This window comes from Streptomyces sp. NPDC030820 (assembly GCF_055572075.1).
On the sequence record NZ_JBVIEB010000001.1, the window covers coordinates 55,170 to 72,537 of the forward strand.

At 72.7% G+C, this 17,368-nt stretch carries 13 protein-coding genes and 1 other RNA gene; 11 read left to right on the forward strand and 3 right to left on the reverse strand.

Annotated features, from left to right (window positions below; genetic code table 11):
- Positions 1–43: 43 nt before the first annotated feature.
- On the reverse strand, positions 44–3,931 hold the full coding sequence (locus ACZ418_RS00210) for an FHA domain-containing protein (RefSeq protein WP_468354512.1): 3,888 nt from the start codon (positions 3,929–3,931) through the stop codon (positions 44–46).
- A gap of 357 nt (positions 3,932–4,288) precedes the next feature.
- Between ACZ418_RS00210 and ACZ418_RS00215 the strand changes: the two genes are divergently transcribed.
- The 4 genes from ACZ418_RS00215 (at position 4,289) to ACZ418_RS00230 (ending at position 9,738) form a co-directional block, all read left to right on the forward strand.
- On the forward strand, positions 4,289–5,971 hold the full coding sequence (locus tag ACZ418_RS00215; protein ID WP_468354515.1) for a serine/threonine-protein kinase: 1,683 nt from the start codon (positions 4,289–4,291) through the stop codon (positions 5,969–5,971).
- Between the two features lie 158 nt (positions 5,972–6,129).
- The gene (locus ACZ418_RS00220) at positions 6,130–7,356 is read left to right on the forward strand and encodes a serine/threonine-protein kinase (RefSeq protein WP_468354518.1); all 1,227 of its coding nucleotides are present in this window, start codon (positions 6,130–6,132) and stop codon (positions 7,354–7,356) included.
- A gap of 80 nt (positions 7,357–7,436) precedes the next feature.
- Positions 7,437–8,543: a peptide chain release factor 2 gene (gene prfB, locus ACZ418_RS00225; protein WP_468354521.1), complete on the forward strand. Its 1,107-nt coding sequence runs from the start codon at positions 7,437–7,439 to the stop codon at positions 8,541–8,543.
- 298 nt (positions 8,544–8,841) lie between these two features.
- Complete coding sequence (locus ACZ418_RS00230) at positions 8,842–9,738, forward strand: hypothetical protein (protein ID WP_468354524.1); 897 nt, start codon at positions 8,842–8,844, stop codon at positions 9,736–9,738.
- 119 nt (positions 9,739–9,857) lie between these two features.
- Here ACZ418_RS00230 and ACZ418_RS00235 read toward each other — a convergent pair whose 3' ends face one another.
- Positions 9,858–10,049 carry a hypothetical protein gene (locus ACZ418_RS00235; RefSeq protein ID WP_023550109.1) on the reverse strand — a complete coding sequence of 64 codons (192 nt, stop codon included), beginning with the start codon at positions 10,047–10,049 and terminating at the stop codon, positions 9,858–9,860.
- Between the two features lie 237 nt (positions 10,050–10,286).
- Between ACZ418_RS00235 and ftsE the strand changes: the two genes are divergently transcribed.
- The 6 genes from ftsE to ACZ418_RS00265 all read left to right on the forward strand — a co-directional run bounded on the left by ftsE (position 10,287) and on the right by ACZ418_RS00265 (position 14,849).
- Complete coding sequence (ftsE, locus tag ACZ418_RS00240; RefSeq protein ID WP_363213874.1) at positions 10,287–10,976, forward strand: cell division ATP-binding protein FtsE; 690 nt, start codon at positions 10,287–10,289, stop codon at positions 10,974–10,976.
- A 34-nt stretch (positions 10,977–11,010) separates the two neighbouring features.
- Positions 11,011–11,928, forward strand: a complete 918-nt coding sequence (gene ftsX, locus ACZ418_RS00245; RefSeq protein ID WP_468354529.1) for a permease-like cell division protein FtsX — start codon at positions 11,011–11,013, stop codon at positions 11,926–11,928.
- Between the two features lie 67 nt (positions 11,929–11,995).
- Positions 11,996–13,189 (forward strand): S41 family peptidase, encoded by a 1,194-nt coding sequence (locus ACZ418_RS00250; protein ID WP_468354532.1) that lies wholly within the window; start codon positions 11,996–11,998, stop codon positions 13,187–13,189.
- 56 nt (positions 13,190–13,245) lie between these two features.
- Entirely contained in the window at positions 13,246–13,725 is a 480-nt protein-coding gene (gene smpB / locus ACZ418_RS00255) for an SsrA-binding protein SmpB (protein ID WP_468354535.1), read from the forward strand.
- 92 nt (positions 13,726–13,817) lie between these two features.
- Positions 13,818–14,186, forward strand: a transfer-messenger RNA (tmRNA) gene (ssrA, locus tag ACZ418_RS00260).
- A gap of 135 nt (positions 14,187–14,321) precedes the next feature.
- Positions 14,322–14,849 carry an STM3941 family protein gene (locus ACZ418_RS00265; protein WP_468354538.1) on the forward strand — a complete coding sequence of 176 codons (528 nt, stop codon included), beginning with the start codon at positions 14,322–14,324 and terminating at the stop codon, positions 14,847–14,849.
- On the opposite strand, the gene ACZ418_RS00270 is transcribed toward ACZ418_RS00265, so the two are convergent.
- A complete protein-coding gene (locus ACZ418_RS00270) occupies positions 14,819–16,159 on the reverse strand; it encodes an MFS transporter (protein ID WP_468354541.1) in 1,341 nt (446 codons plus the stop codon). The genes ACZ418_RS00265 and ACZ418_RS00270 overlap by 31 nt on opposite strands.
- 84 nt (positions 16,160–16,243) lie before the next feature.
- Between ACZ418_RS00270 and ACZ418_RS00275 the strand changes: the two genes are divergently transcribed.
- A complete protein-coding gene (locus tag ACZ418_RS00275; RefSeq protein WP_468354545.1) occupies positions 16,244–17,215 on the forward strand; it encodes a LysR family transcriptional regulator in 972 nt (323 codons plus the stop codon).
- Positions 17,216–17,368: the final 153 nt, after the last annotated feature.

The window sequence follows — 17,368 nt, forward strand, 5'->3', positions numbered from 1 at the left end:
CCGGCGGTGTATGCGTCTTTCCTGGTTACAACAGGGTCTCCGGCTACAGCAGGGACGGCACCTTTGCCGCCGACACCTCCCGGGCCGCCCGCTCCACCGCGCTCGCCAGCAGGGCCAGGTCGGTGGGGCCGTTGCCCAGCTCCCGTACCGGCCGGCGGGCCGGGGGGTCGCCCATGCGCTGCCAGTCCAGCGGGACCACCGTGGGCCGCTGGGTCGCGGTACGCGGGATACGGCCCGTCACCCGGCCGCCCTGGAAACCGACGACCCGCCCGTCCGCGTACGCCAGCCGCCCACGCCCCGGCGCCGGTTCGTCCGGCCCCTGCTGGGGAGCGTCCAGCACGACCCGCAGGGCCGCCCGCCGCGCGGGCTCGGTCTCCGCCGTACGACCGCCGGTCCCGGACGCCGCCACCAGATGCACCCCGAGCCGCCCGCCCTCCCGGGCCACCGACTCCAGCGCGCGCATCACCGAACCGGCGGCGGGCCGGCCCGGCGAGCCGAGCGGGGGCGAGACCAGCGCGTCGAGGTCGTCCACGACGACCACGAGCCGCGGCAACGGCGGCGCCGCCCCGTCCCGCTGCCGCGCGGCCCCGCCCGGCCGCAGCCGCAGGGTGGAGCTGGGCGGCGCCTCTATGTCACCGCCGGCGGGGGCCGGGGTGCGCTGGGCGACGATACGGCCGGACATCGCACGCCCCGCATGCCACTGCGCGAAGTCCGTCCGCCCCAGCAGCTCCGCGCGCCGCTTCAGCTCGGCGGCCAGCGACTGGGCGAACTCCCGCATGCGTACGGGGTCGTTGGCGATGAGGTGGGTGGTGACATGCGGTATGTCGGTGCACACGCGCAGTCCTTCACCGTGCGCGGGGCCGGTCCCGACCCCGTCCCGGCCGTCGATCAGCACGAGGCCCAGCCGGTCCGGCCGCTCGGCGGCGGCCAGCGAGGCCACCACGGCCCGCAGCAACTCCGTACGACCGCTGCCGGCCGGCCCCTCGATCAGCAGATGCGGTCCGTCGGCCACCAGGTCGGCGGTGAGCGGCCCGCGCGGCCCGGCACCGAGTATGGCCCGCGCCCGGCCGCCCAGGGCCTGGGTGTCGTCGGCCGCGTCGGCCCAGCGCGCCATCAGCGACGCCGGGGTGGCCCTGGCCAGCCCCAACTCGTCCAGCAGCCGCGCGGACTGCGGCAAGGGCGCCGCCACGCGCGTGTCCCGCTCGCCGGCCGGGCTGTCCGGCCGCAGCGGCGCCAGCGCCCGGGCGAACCGCTCCGCCCAGGCGACGGACACGGCGTCCACGGCGGCGACCGTCCCCGGTCCGACGGGTCCGCCCGGCGCCACCCGCAGCAGGCGCAGGGCCGTCGTGACATCCCCGCTGAGCAGCGCCACGGCACCGCAGTGCCGGAACGTCGGCGTCGCCGCGCACGCGGCCTCGTACGTCCGCGTCACGGGGGAGGCGGGCGAGGCGGGCTCGGTCTCGGCGAGACAGACCACATGGATCCCGGCCCGCGGCCCGGCCACGGCCAGCCGCGCGACCGCGTCCCGCAGCGCGCTGCCGCCGGGGTCTCCGTCCACGACGACGACGGTGTAGGGCCCGGGGAAACCACTCAGCGCGTCGATCTCGGCGTCCTCCTTGGCCCAGGAGGGACGTCGGGCGGGGGTCGAGACGGTGGCCGACGGGCGGGCGCCGCCGGGGGCAGGGGTGGTCGGCATGGGCCCGGGTGCGGGATCGCCGGTTCGGCCGGGGGCGAGTCCCTGCGACGGGGGGCCGGCAGTGCCGGAGGTGGTGTGTGCGGGGGTGCTGGGGTGGCCAGGGTGGCCATAGGTGCCAAGGGTGCCAGGGGTGCCGTGGTGGCCGGGGTGGCCAGGGGTGCCGGCGTGGCCGGGGTGGCCAGGGGTGCCGGGGTGGCCAGGGTGGCGAGGGGTGCCGCCAGGGTGGCCAGGGGGGCCGGGGTGGCCGGAAAAGCCTTCCTGGGTGGGGGTGCCCGGAGTGACGGGGGTGTCCCACTCGCCCAGCGCCGGATGGGCCTGGGTCCCGGGCGCCGCGGCGGGGGTGCCGGGCCGGGCGGAGGTCGCTCCCTGGGCCCGGGTCCCCTGAGCACCGTCGGCCGGGCCCTGCGCGGCAGGGCCGAACCCCGCGGCGGGGGTGCCCGGGACGAGGTCCTGGGCTGGTGCGCCCGGTGTGATGGCGGCGCCGCCGCGGTCGCTCGTGGCCGGGCCCGCCTCGGAGGGGCCGGCCTGGGTGAGTGTGCCCGAGAGGGAGCCCTGCACGGCGGCGCCCGGTGCGGTGCCGGGCGTCGTGGTGCGGGTGGGGTGGGCCGCGGTTCTGCCGGTCGCGGCGAGGTCGTCGACCCGGCGCAGGAGTTCCTCCGTGCGGGCCGCCGCCTGCTCGCGGTCGTAGGCCAGCAGCAGCCGGCAGTCCTGGCCGTGGCCCGGCCGGACATGCGGGAGCCAGCCCAGCCAGGACCACTCGGCCGTGCGCTCCTCCACGGGGCGGGAGCGGTCGGCGCTGATCAGCACGATCTCCAGCAGGTCGGGCGAGTGCAGCGCGGCCAGCTGGGCCAGCACCGCGCGGGTCAGCCCGGACAGCCGGGGGCGCGGACCGGCCAGGCCCAGCGCGCCCGCCTCGCGCAGTGCCGCCGTCACGGGCACCGCGGGCACCAGGCCGGATCCGTCCGGCGCGCTCCGGTCCGCCGTGCCGAGCCGCACGGTCAGCGCCTCCGGATGACCGGGCCCGCGCTCCCACAGCCGGGCCCCGGGACCGAGTGCCGTCAGCAGCAGTGCGGCCGGATCCGGCCAGGTCTCGGGCTGCTGCGGCGCGGTGGCCGGGCCGGTGCCGACACGGGCGGCGGTGCCGTCGTACGCCTCGGGACCGGCGGACTGCTCGCCACGCGCACCGGCCAGTCGGCGCGCCCAGGCGCCGAGCCCACGCCGGCGCGCGCCCTGCGGGGCGTCGAAGCCTCGGAGGGGAGTGGCCTTGCGCCCGCTGTCCAGCGGCTCCCCGCCCGTACCCCCGACTCCGAAGCGCCCCGCGTGCGTGTCCCCACCGGAAGCGGCACCGGACGCGTTCTCGATCCGGGGCGCCCCGGACTGCCCCGGCACCACGGTCGACCCCCGCCGATGCTCCTGCCCACCACTGCCGGAGGTCCCCCAGCCACCGGAGCCGTAGCTGTGCTGCCCGGTCTCGGAGGCGCCTGCGGCACTGACGGACGGCGGTCCGCTCAAGCCACCGTCACCGGCAGGCGCCGACGGCGCCTCACCCCCATCGGGGCCCCCCGCGCCCGGCAGCGCGTCCCGGACGACCCGAAGGCACCCCTCACCGTCGGCGACGGTCCGCGCTCCCGGTCCCCCGGACGGAGCAACCCGAAGCGCCGACTCCCCGATCCGCAGCAAGCCCCCGGCAGGGACCCGCACGGGACGCTCGCCCACCCGCACCCCGTCGAGCGCCGTGCCGTTCGTGGAGCCGAGGTCGGCGACGGACACCTGTCCGTCCGCGCCTACGGTGACCACGCAGTGCAGCCGGGACACGTCGGGGTCGTCCAGCGGCACGTCCGCGTCGGCCGAGCGGCCCACGGTGATCCGGCCGCCGTGCAGCAGATGGACCCCGCCCGCGTCCGGGCCCGCGACCACATGCAGCTGGGTCGGCGCGTCGTCGAGTTCGGGATGCGGCTCGGCGGCCGCCGGGGCGCCCAGGGACAGCACCGCGCCGTCGACCAGCGGAGGCTCGCCGAGGGTGCAGCGGCGGGGATCGAGCCGCTCGGTGCCGGCGTACAGCACCGGCGCGCCGCCGGTGTCGCGGCCCTCCCCGGTGACCGCGCCGGCCAGCGCCGACGCGACCGCGGCCAGGTCCGTGCCCGTGGGCGCGGTGACCAGCACGTCGCGGCTCGCGGCGCGGCCCCGCTGCGGGGGCGGGCCCAGCGGGTCTACGACGGTCAGCCGGATCTGCATCGGCGTCAGCGGTCCCTTCTGCGCGGGTCTGCGCGGGACGGACTACCCCCCACCCCACACGAGCACGTCGGCCAGTACTGGAAGGCATCCTCGCACCTGCCACCGACAACGCGCCCGGGACCCGGCACCAAGTGATCTTGATTGGTCGGCTCTGCCCCCAAAAGTGCCTGACCAGTGGCGCACGGGCGATCACTTGAGATCGGTCACGTCCGGCTCCGGCAACCAGGAGACCGGGACGCGCGTCTTTCCGTCGACACGTGGTGCCGACAAGGGCGGCACTACAGTGGTCCGGAGCAACCGGAACGACAACCGGAACGCAGGCAAGCAAGCATCAGCAAGCAGCAGGGAGCGCGTGACGTGCGGCCAGTCGGCAGCAAGTACCTGCTTGAGGAGCCGCTCGGACGCGGCGCCACAGGCACCGTCTGGCGTGCCCGCCAGCGCGAGACCGCGGGCGCCGAGGCGGCCGTACCCGGGCAGCCCGGCGAGACGGTCGCGATCAAGGTGCTCAAGGAAGAGCTGGCGAGCGACCCGGACATCGTGATGCGCTTCCTGCGCGAGCGCTCGGTCCTGCTCCGCCTCACCCACCCGAACATCGTCCGGGTCCGCGACCTGGTCGTCGAGGGCGACCTGCTGGCGCTGGTGATGGACCTCGTCGACGGCCCCGACCTGCACCGCTACCTGCGCGAGAGCGGCCCCCTCACACCGGTCGCCGCCGCGCTGATGACCGCGCAGATCGCCGACGCGCTCGCCGCGAGCCACGCCGACGGCGTCGTCCACCGCGACCTGAAGCCCGCCAACGTGCTGCTCATGCAGGCCGACGGCCAGATGCACCCGATGCTGACCGACTTCGGCATCGCCCGCCTGGCCGACTCCCCGGGCCTGACCCGTACCCAGGAGTTCGTCGGCACGCCCGCGTACGTGGCACCGGAGTCCGCCGAGGGCCGCCCGCAGACCTCCGCCGTGGACATCTACGGCGCCGGCATCCTGCTGTACGAGCTGGTCACCGGCCGCCCGCCGTTCGCCGGCAGCACCGCGCTGGAGGTGCTGCACCAGCACCTGAGCGCCGAGCCGCGCCGCCCCTCCACCGTCCCGGACCCGCTGTGGACGGTCATAGAGCGCTGCCTGCGCAAGAACCCCGACGAACGGCCCAGCGCCGAGAACCTGGCGCGCGGTCTCAGGGTCGTCGCCGAGGGCATCGGCGTGCACGCGAACGCGGCCCAGATCGCCGCCGCCGAGGGCGTGGGCGCGCTGCTCGCCCCCGACCCGGCCCCGACCGCCGTCCCGGGCGTGCCCGGCGCCGCCGACCCCACCCAGGTGCTGCCGAACACCGGCTCCCGGGGGGCGTACGACCCGAACGCCGCGACCAGCGTGCTGCCGCACACCGGCGGCCCGGCCGGCGCCGCCGACCCCACCGCCGTACTGCCGAGCACGGGCGCCGCCGACCCGACGGCGGTGCTGCCGAACACCGGCCCGCAGGGGCAGCAGCCCGAGCAGCCGCACCCCTGGCAGACCCAGCTGCGCGCCGCCCGCGACCGCAACGAGCAGACGCAGATCCAGTACCTGTCCCCGGAGGACGACCCGCTGCACCACCGGCCCCAGCGGCAGGTGGCCCGTCCTCAGCAGCAGCCGCGGCAGGCCCCGCAGGTCCGCCCGCAGCAGCCGCAGCCGCGCGGCCGGCAGCAGGGGTACCAGCAGGGGTACGGCTATGCGCCGCAGCAGCAGCCCCAGCAGTACGCCCCGCCGCAGGCGCCGCAGCGGTACGCGCCGCCCGCGCCGGAGCCGCAGCGGCCCGCCCGTGAGCCCCGGGCGCCCCGGCAGCGCAGCGCCAACCCGATGAAGATCCCGGGGCTCGGCTGCCTGAAGGGCTGCCTGTTCACGATCGTCATCCTGGTCGTGGCGAGCTGGATGATCTATGAGCTGACCCCCGTGCACACCTGGATCGGCCAGGGCCGGAGCTACTGGCACGAGGTGAGCCACTGGGCCGGCCAGGTGAGCAAGTGGGCCAAGAACCTCGGCGGCTCCTCCGGTAGCGGCAACTGAACGCACGCACGCGTGGCGACCGATCACGCGAACTCGCGGTAGCCGACCGCGAGTTTGCGGATTTGTCGACATCTGGCGGGTGATTTCCGTCTCCGCGGTGAAGGTTGGCTCCTCGGACGCGTAGTTTTGTCGGCAACACGCGTCTGGTAGGAGCAGTCTTGGCACGGAAGATCGGCAGCCGGTACACCGCGAACCAGATCCTCGGGCGGGGCAGCGCCGGCACGGTGTGGCTGGGCGAGGGGCCGGAGGGTCCCGTCGCGATCAAGCTGCTGCGCGAGGACCTCGCCTCCGACCAGGAGCTCGTCGGACGCTTCGTCCAGGAGCGCACCGCGCTGCTCGGCCTGGAGCACCCGCACATCGTCACCGTGCGCGACCTGGTGGTCGACGGCAACGACCTGGCCCTGGTCATGGACCTCGTGCGCGGCACCGACCTGCGCACCCGGCTGGAGCGCGAGCGCCGGCTCGCCCCCGAGGCGGCCGTGGCGATCGTCGCCGACATCGCCGACGCGCTGGCGGCGGCCCACGCGGCCGGGGTCGTCCACCGGGACGTCAAGCCCGAGAACGTCCTCCTCGACATGCAGGGCCCGCTGGGGCCGGGCGGCTCGCACCCGGCCCTGCTGACGGACTTCGGCGTCGCCAAGCTCATCGACTCGCCGAAGCGGACCCGGGCCACGAAGATCATCGGCACGCCGGACTATCTGGCCCCGGAGATCGTCGAGGGCCTGCCGCCGCGCGCCTCCGTGGACATCTACGCCCTGGCGACGGTCCTGTACGAGCTGCTCGCGGGCTTCACCCCGTTCGGCGGAGGCCACCCCGGTGCGGTCCTGCGCCGCCATGTCACCGAGACCGTCGTACCGCTGCCCGGTATCCCGGAGGAGCTGTGGCAGCTGATCGTGCAGTGCCTGGCCAAGGCGCCCGCGTCCCGGCTGCGCGCCTCCGAGCTGGCGGCGCGGCTGCGGGAGCAGCTGCCGACGCTGGCCGGACTGCCGCCGCTGGACGTGGACGAGCCGGAGCTCTCCGAGGGCGAGGCGGAGGAGGAGCCGGGGCCGGCGGCTCCGCCGGGTGAGCCGGTACGACGGCGGGGCGCGGTGTCGCTGGTGCCGGGCGCCAGGCCGGACTCCAACCGGGACACGCACACGTCGATGAGGGTGCCGGGGCCGGACGAGCTGGCGGGCGGCGCACACGGGACCGCTCGCGCGCCTCGGGCCAGCGGTGCGCCCCGGCCGGGGTCGGCCCGGCACAGGGCCGCGGTGCGGCGGCGAAGGGTGACTCTGGGAGTGGCCGGAGTGGTCCTGGCCGCTGTCGTGGGCGTCGGTGCGTGGCTGGCGTCCTCCGACGGGGACTCGGACGCGCCGCAGAACACCCACAGCACGTCGACTCCGTGAGGTGACCCACCCAGGGGGCGCCTGCGGCACCGGGTGCAACCCGGCCGAGGTCGGTTGCCACAGCCGTTACGCTTGAAGGCGTGGCAGTCGTCGATGTATCCGAAGAGCTGAAGTCCCTCTCCTCGACCATGGAGTCGATCGAGGCCGTCCTGGACCTCGACAAGCTGAGGGCAGACATCGCCGTGCTCGAGGAGCAGGCGGCCGCGCCGTCCCTCTGGGACAACCCGGACGAGGCGCAGAAGATCACCAGCAAGCTCTCCCACCTCCAGGCCGAGGTCAGGAAGGCGGAGGCGCTGCGCGGCCGGATCGATGATCTCGCCGTCCTCTTCGAGATGGCCGAGGAGGAGGACGACCCGGACACCCGCGCCGAGGCCGAGTCCGAGCTGGCCGCGGTGAAGAAGGCGCTGGACGAGATGGAGGTCCGGACGCTGCTGTCCGGCGAGTACGACTCCCGTGAGGCGCTCGTCAACATCCGCGCCGAGGCCGGTGGCGTCGACGCCGCCGACTTCGCCGAGCGACTCCAGCGCATGTACCTGCGCTGGGCCGAGCAGCGCGGCTACAAGACGGAGCTCATCGAGACGTCGTACGCCGAAGAGGCCGGCATCAAGTCGACCACCTTCGCCGTCCAGGCTCCGTACGCCTACGGCACCCTCTCCGTCGAGCAGGGCACGCACCGCCTCGTGCGCATCTCGCCCTTCGACAACCAGGGCCGCCGCCAGACCTCCTTCGCCGGTGTCGAGGTGCTCCCGGTCGTCGAGCAGTCCGACCACGTCGAGATCGACGAGTCCGACCTGCGCATCGACGTCTACCGGTCCTCCGGCCCCGGTGGCCAGGGCGTCAACACGACCGACTCCGCGGTCCGCATCACCCACCTCCCCACCGGCATCGTGGTCTCCTGCCAGAACGAGCGGTCACAGATCCAGAACAAGGCCACGGCGATGAACGTCCTCCAGGCCAAGCTGCTGGAGCGCCGCCGGCAGGAGGAGCAGGCCAAGATGGACGCCCTCAAGGGCGACGGCGGCAACTCCTGGGGCAACCAGATGCGTTCCTACGTGCTGCACCCGTACCAGATGGTCAAGGACCTGAGGACGGAGTACGAAGTGGGCAACCCCGAGGCCGTGTTCAACGGTGACATCGACGGGTTCCTGGAGGCCGGTATTCGCTGGCGCAAGCAGCAGGAGAAGTAACTTTGTCGACATGACAACTGCCGCCCGGGAGGCGGCAGTTGTCTTTTGTCTGGGTTCTACATCACACTCACAGGCTTCAACTCATTACAAACGCCCCCCGATGGGACATTGCGCCCGCAACGGCCTTGACGTTGCTTTGAAAAATCGGAAGGGTGAAGCGCGGCATGCGTACTCAAGGGGCGCATGTGAACCGGGGGAATGAGTTGACGCGGACTTCGTCACCGGCTGCCTCCCGTCGATCACGGCAACGCCCCATGCGCCGCCTCATTGACGAACAGCTACTGGGGGTAGCAACCATATGACGAAGAAGACGCGGATCCGGGTCGCGCGGATAGCCGCCGGCGCCGTGATCGCGGCCGGTGCGTCACTGACCGCGGCCGGCGCGGCCTCCGCCCTGGACCTCAATGTCCAGGCGGGCCCGATCAGCCTGGGCGCGCACGCGAACGGCGAGGGCGACGACGGCGGCACCGACGGCGGTGACGGCGGCTGCGACCTCGGCATCTGCACCACCACCGGCGGGACCACGACCGGCGGCGACACCACCACCGGCGGCGACACCACGACCACCGGCGGCGACACCACCACGGGTGGCGACGCCACGACCGGCGGCGACACCACGACCACCGGTGGCGACGCCACGACCGGCGGTGACACCACGACCACGGGCGGCGACGCCACGACCGGCGGTGACGTCTCCATCGGCGGCGTCATCGGCGGCGGCGACACCAACGGTGGCGACAACGGCACCGGTGGCGACAACGGCACGGGCGGTGACAACGGCACCGGCGGCGGCAACGGCAACGGTGGCGGCAACGGCAACGGCGGCTCCTCCACCACGGGTGGCGGCAGCACGGGCGGTGGCAGCAGCACCGGCGGTTCCTCCAGCACGGGCGGCGGCAACACCGGCGGCTCCTCCACCACGGGCGGCAGCAGCACCGGTGGCTCCAGCACCGGCGGCAACAACGACACCCCGCAGGGCGGCGGCAACGACAACGCCTCGCAGGACGAGGGCTCCTCGGCCCTCACCGACACCGGCTCCGACACCCAGGCCCAGGGCCACGACAAGCAGCTTGCCGAGACCGGTGCCGGTCAGACCGCGTTCCTGGTCATCGGCGCCGCGACGATGATCGCCGGCGGCATCGGCTTCCGCGTCCTGCCGCGTCTGGCGGGCGGCCGGGGCGGCGCGGCCGCCTGAGCGTAGCCGTACGCTCACACAGCGCGCGCGGCGCGTACACCGAAGGGCCCGGAGCCTGGCGCTCCGGGCCCTGACGCGTTTCTGGGGCTCTTCTTACGCGGTGGTTGTGACCGCAGCGCTCACGCGGTCTGATGCGCCAGCAGCGCCACCGCGGCGATCAGCACCGCCAGCAGGGCGATCAGCGCCATCGGGTTCACCCCGCCCAGAAAACCCTCTTGCTGCAGTCGCTCGCGGTTGGCACGGCACACCGGGCACCGGCCCTCGCTCACGGGCGCCGCGCAGTTCGCGCACACCAACCGGTCGTACGTCATGCGCTCGCCCTCCTTGCACCGGCCATCACTCGTACAACGCTCATGGGAACGAGAACGTTCCCCCCTCCACTGTGCCAGGTTCCCGCGGAGCCTGCGCGGGGCCTCGGAGAGCCGAGAGAGAACAGCGACCGGTACAAAAACGTACAAGCCTTACCCAACCTCGACCTGCGACTGCACTTGCACACCGGGTTCGCGTATGGTCACGCTCATCTACCCCCGGCGACCCGTGGTGCATCCGTGATCCGATTCGACAACGTCTCCAAGGTCTACCCCAAGCAGACCCGCCCCGCACTCAGGGATGTCTCCCTGGAGGTGGAGAAGGGCGAGTTCGTGTTCCTCGTGGGGTCCTCCGGCTCCGGAAAGTCCACCTTCCTGCGGCTGCTCCTCCGCGAGGAGCGGTGCAGCCACGGCCAGGTGCACGTGCTGGGCAAGGACCTCGCGCGCCTCTCCAACTGGAAGGTGCCGCAGATGCGCCGCCAGCTGGGGACGGTGTTCCAGGACTTCCGGCTCCTGCCGAACAAGACCGTCGCGGAGAACGTGGCCTTCGCCCAGGAGGTCATCGGCAAGTCCCGCGGCGAGATCCGCAAGTCCGTGCCGCAGGTGCTCGATCTCGTCGGGCTCGGCGGCAAGGAGGACCGGATGCCCGGCGAGCTCTCCGGCGGTGAGCAGCAGCGCGTGGCCATCGCGCGGGCCTTCGTCAACCGGCCCAAGCTGCTGATCGCCGACGAACCCACCGGCAACCTCGACCCGCAGACCTCCGTCGGCATCATGAAGCTGCTCGACCGCATCAACCGGACGGGCACCACGGTCATCATGGCGACGCACGATCAGAACATCGTGGACCAGATGCGCAAGCGCGTCATCGAGCTGGAGAAGGGCCGCCTCGTCCGCGACCAGGCCCGCGGCGTCTACGGCTACCAGCACTAAGCAAGTTCACGACGGAAAGGCTCGACAAGACGCCATGCGCGCCCAGTTCGTCCTGTCGGAGATCGGTGTCGGTCTCCGCCGCAATCTGACGATGACCTTCGCCGTCATCGTCTCCGTCGCCCTGTCCCTGGCGCTCTTCGGCGGCTCGCTGCTGATGAGCGACCAGGTGAGCACCATGAAGGGCTACTGGTACGACAAGGTCAACGTCTCGATCTTCCTGTGCAACAAGCACGACGCCGACTCGGACGTCAACTGCGCCAAGGGCGCGGTGACCGAGGACCAGAAGAATCAGATCCTCTCGGACCTGCACAAGATGCCGGTCGTCGAGAAGGTGGCGTACGAGTCGCAGGACGAGGCCTACAAGCACTACAAGGAGCAGTTCGGCAACTCCCCGCTGGCCAGTTCGCTCACGCCGGACCAGATGCAGGAGTCGTACCGGATCAAGCTCAAGGATCCACAGAAGTACCAGGTGATCGCGTCGGCCTTCAACGGGCGCGCGGGTGTGCAGTCCGTGCAGGACCAGAAGGGCATCCTGGACAACCTCTTCCAGCTGCTGAACCTGATGAACCGGGGCGCGCTCGGCGTGATGGCGATGATGCTGATCGTCGCGCTGCTGCTGATCGTCAACACCGTGCGCGTGTCGGCGTTCAGCCGTCGGCGCGAAACCGGGATCATGCGCCTGGTCGGTGCCTCGGGCTTCTACATCCAGGCGCCGTTCATCGCCGAGGCCGCGGTCGCCGGACTCATCGGCGGCGGACTCGCCTGTGTGGCCCTGGTGGTCGGCCGGTACTTCACCATCGACCACGGCATGGACCTCGCCCACAAGCTGACCCTCATCAACTTCGTGGGCTGGGACGCGGTGTTGACCAAGCTGCCGCTGATCCTCGCAACGAGCGTTCTCATGCCGTCACTTGCCGCGTTCTTCGCGCTGCGCAAGTACCTGAAGGTGTGACGCACGCCAAGAGGGCCGTACGGGCATCCGCCCGTACGGCCCTTCGCGTTGTCCTAGACTCACCGCCATGCCGGGCCGAGGACTCACCGCAACGCCAGGCCGAGACCTGTTCGGCCAGCCCCGCCGCGTCAGCCGCGGGGCGGCCCTGACACTGGTCTTCGCCGGCGTCCTGGTCACCGGCGCCGCCACCGGTTCCTTCCCGGAGCCCGACGCCACCGCGCGCAGGACCGTCGCCGGTCCGGCGCCCACCGCCACCGCGCACGAGGACGTGCAGAAGGCCGCCGCCGAGGCGATGGCCGACGGCAAGTCCCCGATGGAGGCCGCCGCGCGGGCCGTCAGCCGCAGCGGGGACCGCTGGGGCGCGGTGTACTCGGAGGGCGAGTACCAGGAGTTCCAGGAGGCCCTCGACGGCCGCTACACCGGCGTCGGCCTGTGGGCGCGGCGCGAGCGGGACGGCCGGATCGAGGTGACCAGGGTGCAGCCCGGCTCGCCGGCCGCCGCGGCCGGGATCCGCACGGGCGACCGGCTGCGCAGCGTCGACGGCAGCAAGGTCGACGGGCGGCCGGTCACCGAGGTCGTCTCCTTACTGCGCGGCGACGCCGACGACGCGGCCGCGGGCACGCCCGTCACCCTGGGCCTGCAGCGCGGCACGCGCGCGTGGACCGAGACGTTGCACCGGGCCAGTCTGTCCACCGACTCCGTGACCGTGCGCCGACTGCCCGGCGGGGTCACCGTCATCAGGATCGCCGCGTTCACCAAGGGCTCCGGCGCCGCCGTCCGCGCCGCGGTGCGGCAGGCCCCGGCCGACGACGGGATCGTCCTCGACCTGCGCGGCAACTCCGGCGGCCTGGTCACCGAGGCGGTGGACACCGCCTCCGCCTTCCTCGACGGTGGCCTCGTCGCCACCTACGACGTCAAGGGCGCCCCGCGCTCGCTGCACGCCGCGCCCGGCGGCGACACCGGCCGGCCCCTGGTCACCCTGGTCGACGGCGGCACGATGAGCGCGGCCGAGATGCTCACCGGGGCGCTGCAGGACCGGGGCCGCGCGGTGGTGATCGGCTCGCGCACCTTCGGCAAGGGCTCCATCCAGATGCCGACGACCCTCCCCGACGGCTCGGTGGCCGAGCTCACCGTCGGCCATTACCGCACCCCCTCCGGCCACGCGGTCGACGGCCGGGGCATCACCCCCGACCTGGACGCGGGCCCGGAGGCCCTGACCCGGGCCCAGACGGTCCTCACCGGCCTGGGCGACCCCTCGTAGCCACTCGTAATCGGCTGTACTCACACCCCCTGAGTGGTGCCAAAATGGTCGGCACTATGGCTAAGGAAAAAGGGCGCAAGCTGATCGCGCAGAACAAGAAGGCGCGGCACGACTACCACATCCTCGACACCTACGAGGCCGGACTGGTCCTCATGGGCACCGAGGTGAAGTCGCTGCGCCAGGGACGGGCCTCGCTGGTCGACGGCTTCGTGCAACTGGACGGTCACGAGGCGTGGCTGCACAACGTGCACGTCCCCGAGTACAGCCAGGGCACCTGGACCAACCACAGCGCCCGCCGCAAGCGCAAGCTGCTGCTGCACCGCGCGGAGATCGACAAGCTGGAGTCCAAGTCCCAGGAGACGGGTCACACGATCGTGCCCCTCGCCCTGTACTTCAAGGACGGCCGCGCCAAGATCGAGATCGCGCTGGCCAGGGGTAAGAAGGAGTACGACAAGCGCCAGACCCTGCGCGAGAAGCAGGACCGGCGCGAGACGGACCGGGCGATGGCGGCGGCGCGCCGGAAGCAGCGGGGCTAGCGGGAATACGCTGGCACCGACCTGCGTTCTTCCCGTACGATGGCATCAGCACCGGACGTCAGCGCCCGGTGTGAACCTTGAGAAATCAACATGGGGATGATCGGTTTCGACAGCGGCTGTCGAAGCAGGGGAAGCGTGTCGAGGAAGCGGCCATGATCTCGTAAACCACAGGCCGAAAAAAATAATCGCCAACACCAAGCGCGATTCCTTCGCCCTCGCTGCCTAAGTAGCGACTTGCGAAGTGTCAGCCCGGGGCTGTTCCCGACCCGGATCCTGGCATCAGCTAGGGAACTAAACCTTGATCCCGGTCACGGGGTGAAGAGGGAAACCAAACAGTGACTGAGCCCGTCGGCGACTTGTTCGCGTGATCGCCGGGGCCGAGAAAAGCGAAGCGGACTGCACACGGAGAAGCCCTGATTCCGCACCGTTGGACGCGGGTTCGATTCCCGCCATCTCCACCATCTCCATACAAGGGCCCGGCGGTCGACGACCGCCGGGCCCTTGTCGTGTGGTGACGGCAGACGGGACGGCCACGGCACCAGACGGTCGCGAAAGGGCTTCCGCTGACGAGGGCCCTGGTCCTATCGTCTGAGCCCGTGATCAGAAACGGTGTTCCACTGCCCCCGACGGTCTACCCGCTCGCCAAGGGACGTGTGTGGGCCATGCTGGCCGGCTCTCTGGTCTTCGTCGCTCTGGGCGTTGTTTTCCTGGTCGTCCACAGCACCGTGAAGATCACTGTGGCAGGGGCGCTGGCCGTGCCCTTCTTCGGGTTCTGCTCTGTGATCATCATCCAGCGCCTGCTCCGAAGCCGACCGGAGTTGGTGCTGGACGACGCGGGAGTGGACCACGTGAGGCTGGGCCGGTTCGGCTGGGACGAGATAGCCGCCGTGCGGATACGCGAGCAGCGGGTGCGTAACACCTCGCAGTGTTTCATCGAGCTGGTGCTGCACGATCCCGACGCCTACCTGGCTCGAGCACCCAAGATCGTCCGCAGCACCGCGTCCATGAACGCACGCCTCGGCTTCGGCCCGGCCAACATGGCCACGAACACCTTGCCGGTGCCGCCTGAGGCGGTCCTGGACGCGATGCGGCGTCATTGCCCCGGACTCGCAGTACAGCACTGAGCGCGCCCGTTCGCCGACCGGCAGAACCTGGGGGAACGAGGTGCGCAGCACGCAGATGAGCACGTCGGAGACGTCGTCCGGCCGGCGCGAAGCGAAGGCCGACCGGTGTTCCGTGCGGGGTGCAGGGCCACTGCCCCGGCCGACGCCATGATCAACACGGCCGTGGTGGCAGCCACGGCCGGCACGGCGTACGCGGCCGTGGGGGAGAGGTGCTCCGCCGCCCAGCCGCCCCATGCCGACCCGCACGCGATCCCCGTCAGCAGCCCGGTCACCATCAGGCTCATGCCCTCGTTCAGACGGTCGGCCGGGGTGCGCCGCTGCACCAGCGTCATCGCCGTCACCATCGTCGGCGCCGTCGCCATCCCCGCCACCAGCAGCGCACCCGCCAGCGCCCACAGCGAACCGGCGACCCCGGCGGCAGCCCACGGCAGCGTCATCAGCACGGCCATGCCGACCAGGCAGTGCCCCAGCCGCACCCCCGTCGGCTTCAGCGCGCCGTACAGCAGACCCGCCGCGCACGAGCCCGCCGCCTGCAGCGCGAGCACCGCGCCGGCCGCCGTACGGTGACCCTGCGCGTCGGCGTACGCGATCGTGACGATCTCCATCGAGCCGAACACCGCTCCGGTCGCGGTGAAACAGGCCAGCAGTGGCGGGATGCCCGGGCTGCGCAGCGGCGAGGGCGCCTGGGAGCGGGCCCGCGGCGGCGGCTCGGTGGCCCGCTGGGCCGTGAACAGCAGCATGCCGGCCAGCAGCAGCACCGCGCCGACCAGCGTGCCCGCCTCGGGGAAGAACGTGCCGGTGAGGAAGGAGGCCAGCACCGGGCCGAGCATGAAGCACAGCTCGTCGGCGGCCTGTTCGAAGGAGTTCGCGGTGTGCAGCGAGCCGGGGTCGTCGCGCAGCAGATGGGCCCAGCGGGCGCGGGACAGGCCGCCGATGTTCGGGGTGGCCGCGGTGAGGGCGTAGGTGGCGAACAGGGTCCAGTCCGGAGCGTCGCAGCGCACGCACAGCAGCAGGGCCAGGCTGCCGAGCACGGAGACGAGCGTGGCCGGTACGGCGATCCTGGCCTGCCCCCGGCGGTCGACGAGCCGGGCGATCCAGGGCCCGGCCAGCGCGGTCGCCGCGAGACCGGTCGCGGTGACGGCACCGGCGAGGGCGTACGAGCCCCGCGAGCCGGCGATCATCACGACGGCGCTCACGCCGAACATGCCCATGGGCAGCCGGGCGAGGAGGTTGCCGGTGGTGAAGGCACGGGCACCGGGGAGCGAGAAGAGGCGGCGATAGCCGCTGCTGGTGGATATGACCGAGGGCATGGGTCAACCCTCGCCGCGAGTGGATCACGGGGTCCAACACCTTCTCGGTGCCGATTCACGCACCTGCGTTGTAAGTTCGCGGGCATGCCCGTCCCCGCCGACATAGCACCCCGGCTGCTGCGCGCCTTCGTCGCCGTGGCCGAGGAACTGCACTTCACCAGGGCCGCGGCCCGCCTGTACGTCGCCCAGCAGGCGCTCAGCCGGGACGTACGGCGGCTGGAGCGGGAGTTGGGCGCCGAGCTGTTCGTGCGGACGACCCGGCAGGTGACGCTGACCGCGGACGGCGAACGGCTGCTGCCGCACGCCCGGCGGGTGCTCGCCGCCCAGGACGACCTGCTCGCCGCCTTCGCCTCCGGCCGGGCCCGCCCGCTGCTGGTGGACCTCAACTCGCCGGGCCTGACCACCGGCCGCCGCGTGCTGCACCGGGCCCGCGAACTCGCCCCGGACTGCGAGCTGATGGCCCGCTACGAGAGCGGCCTGACCGGGGCCGCCGCCGAACTGCTCGCCGGTCGGCTGGACGCCTCCTTCGGCCGTTTCGCCGGCCTGGACCCGGCGCTGCGGTCCGGTCTCGCGCAGCAGCCCGTCCGCCACGAGCCGATGGCCGTCGTACTGCCCGAGGACCATCCGCTGGCCGCCCTCGCCGAGGTGCCGCTGGCCGCGCTGGCCGGCGAGACCGTGTACGCCGGTGCCGGGAACCCGCGCACCCTGGAGTGGACCGACCTGGCGACCCGGCTCTTCGAGGGGCGCGGTATCCGGCTCGCCGCGCCGCTGCCGCTGGCGGTCGGGGACGAGGAGTTCGAGCGGATCATGGCCAAGAACCGGCATCCGGTACTGGCCGTCGTGGACTTTCCGGCGCTGCCCCGCACGGTGCGCCGGCCGCTCGTCGATCCCGTCCCGCTGTCGCCGGTCTCCCTGGTGTGGCGCAAGGGCCTGGTCCATCCCGGGCTGGACGCGCTGCGCCGGGCGGCGGCCGAGCTCGCCGGGGCGGAGGGGTGGCTGCGGCGGCCGGCCGAGGGATGGATCCCGGCCGTCGACGCCGCTGTCATGCACCTCTGAGCGGGCCTCACCGGCCGCCTCCGCGCCGAGTGAGAGCAACGTTCCCTTCCGGTCACCCACAGCCACAGTCCGGAAACGCGCCCTCCCTACCTTCGGGCTCAGTCGGTGGATGGCAGGTCGCCGGCAGACCGAGCAGCCGGAGCCCCCGTGGAG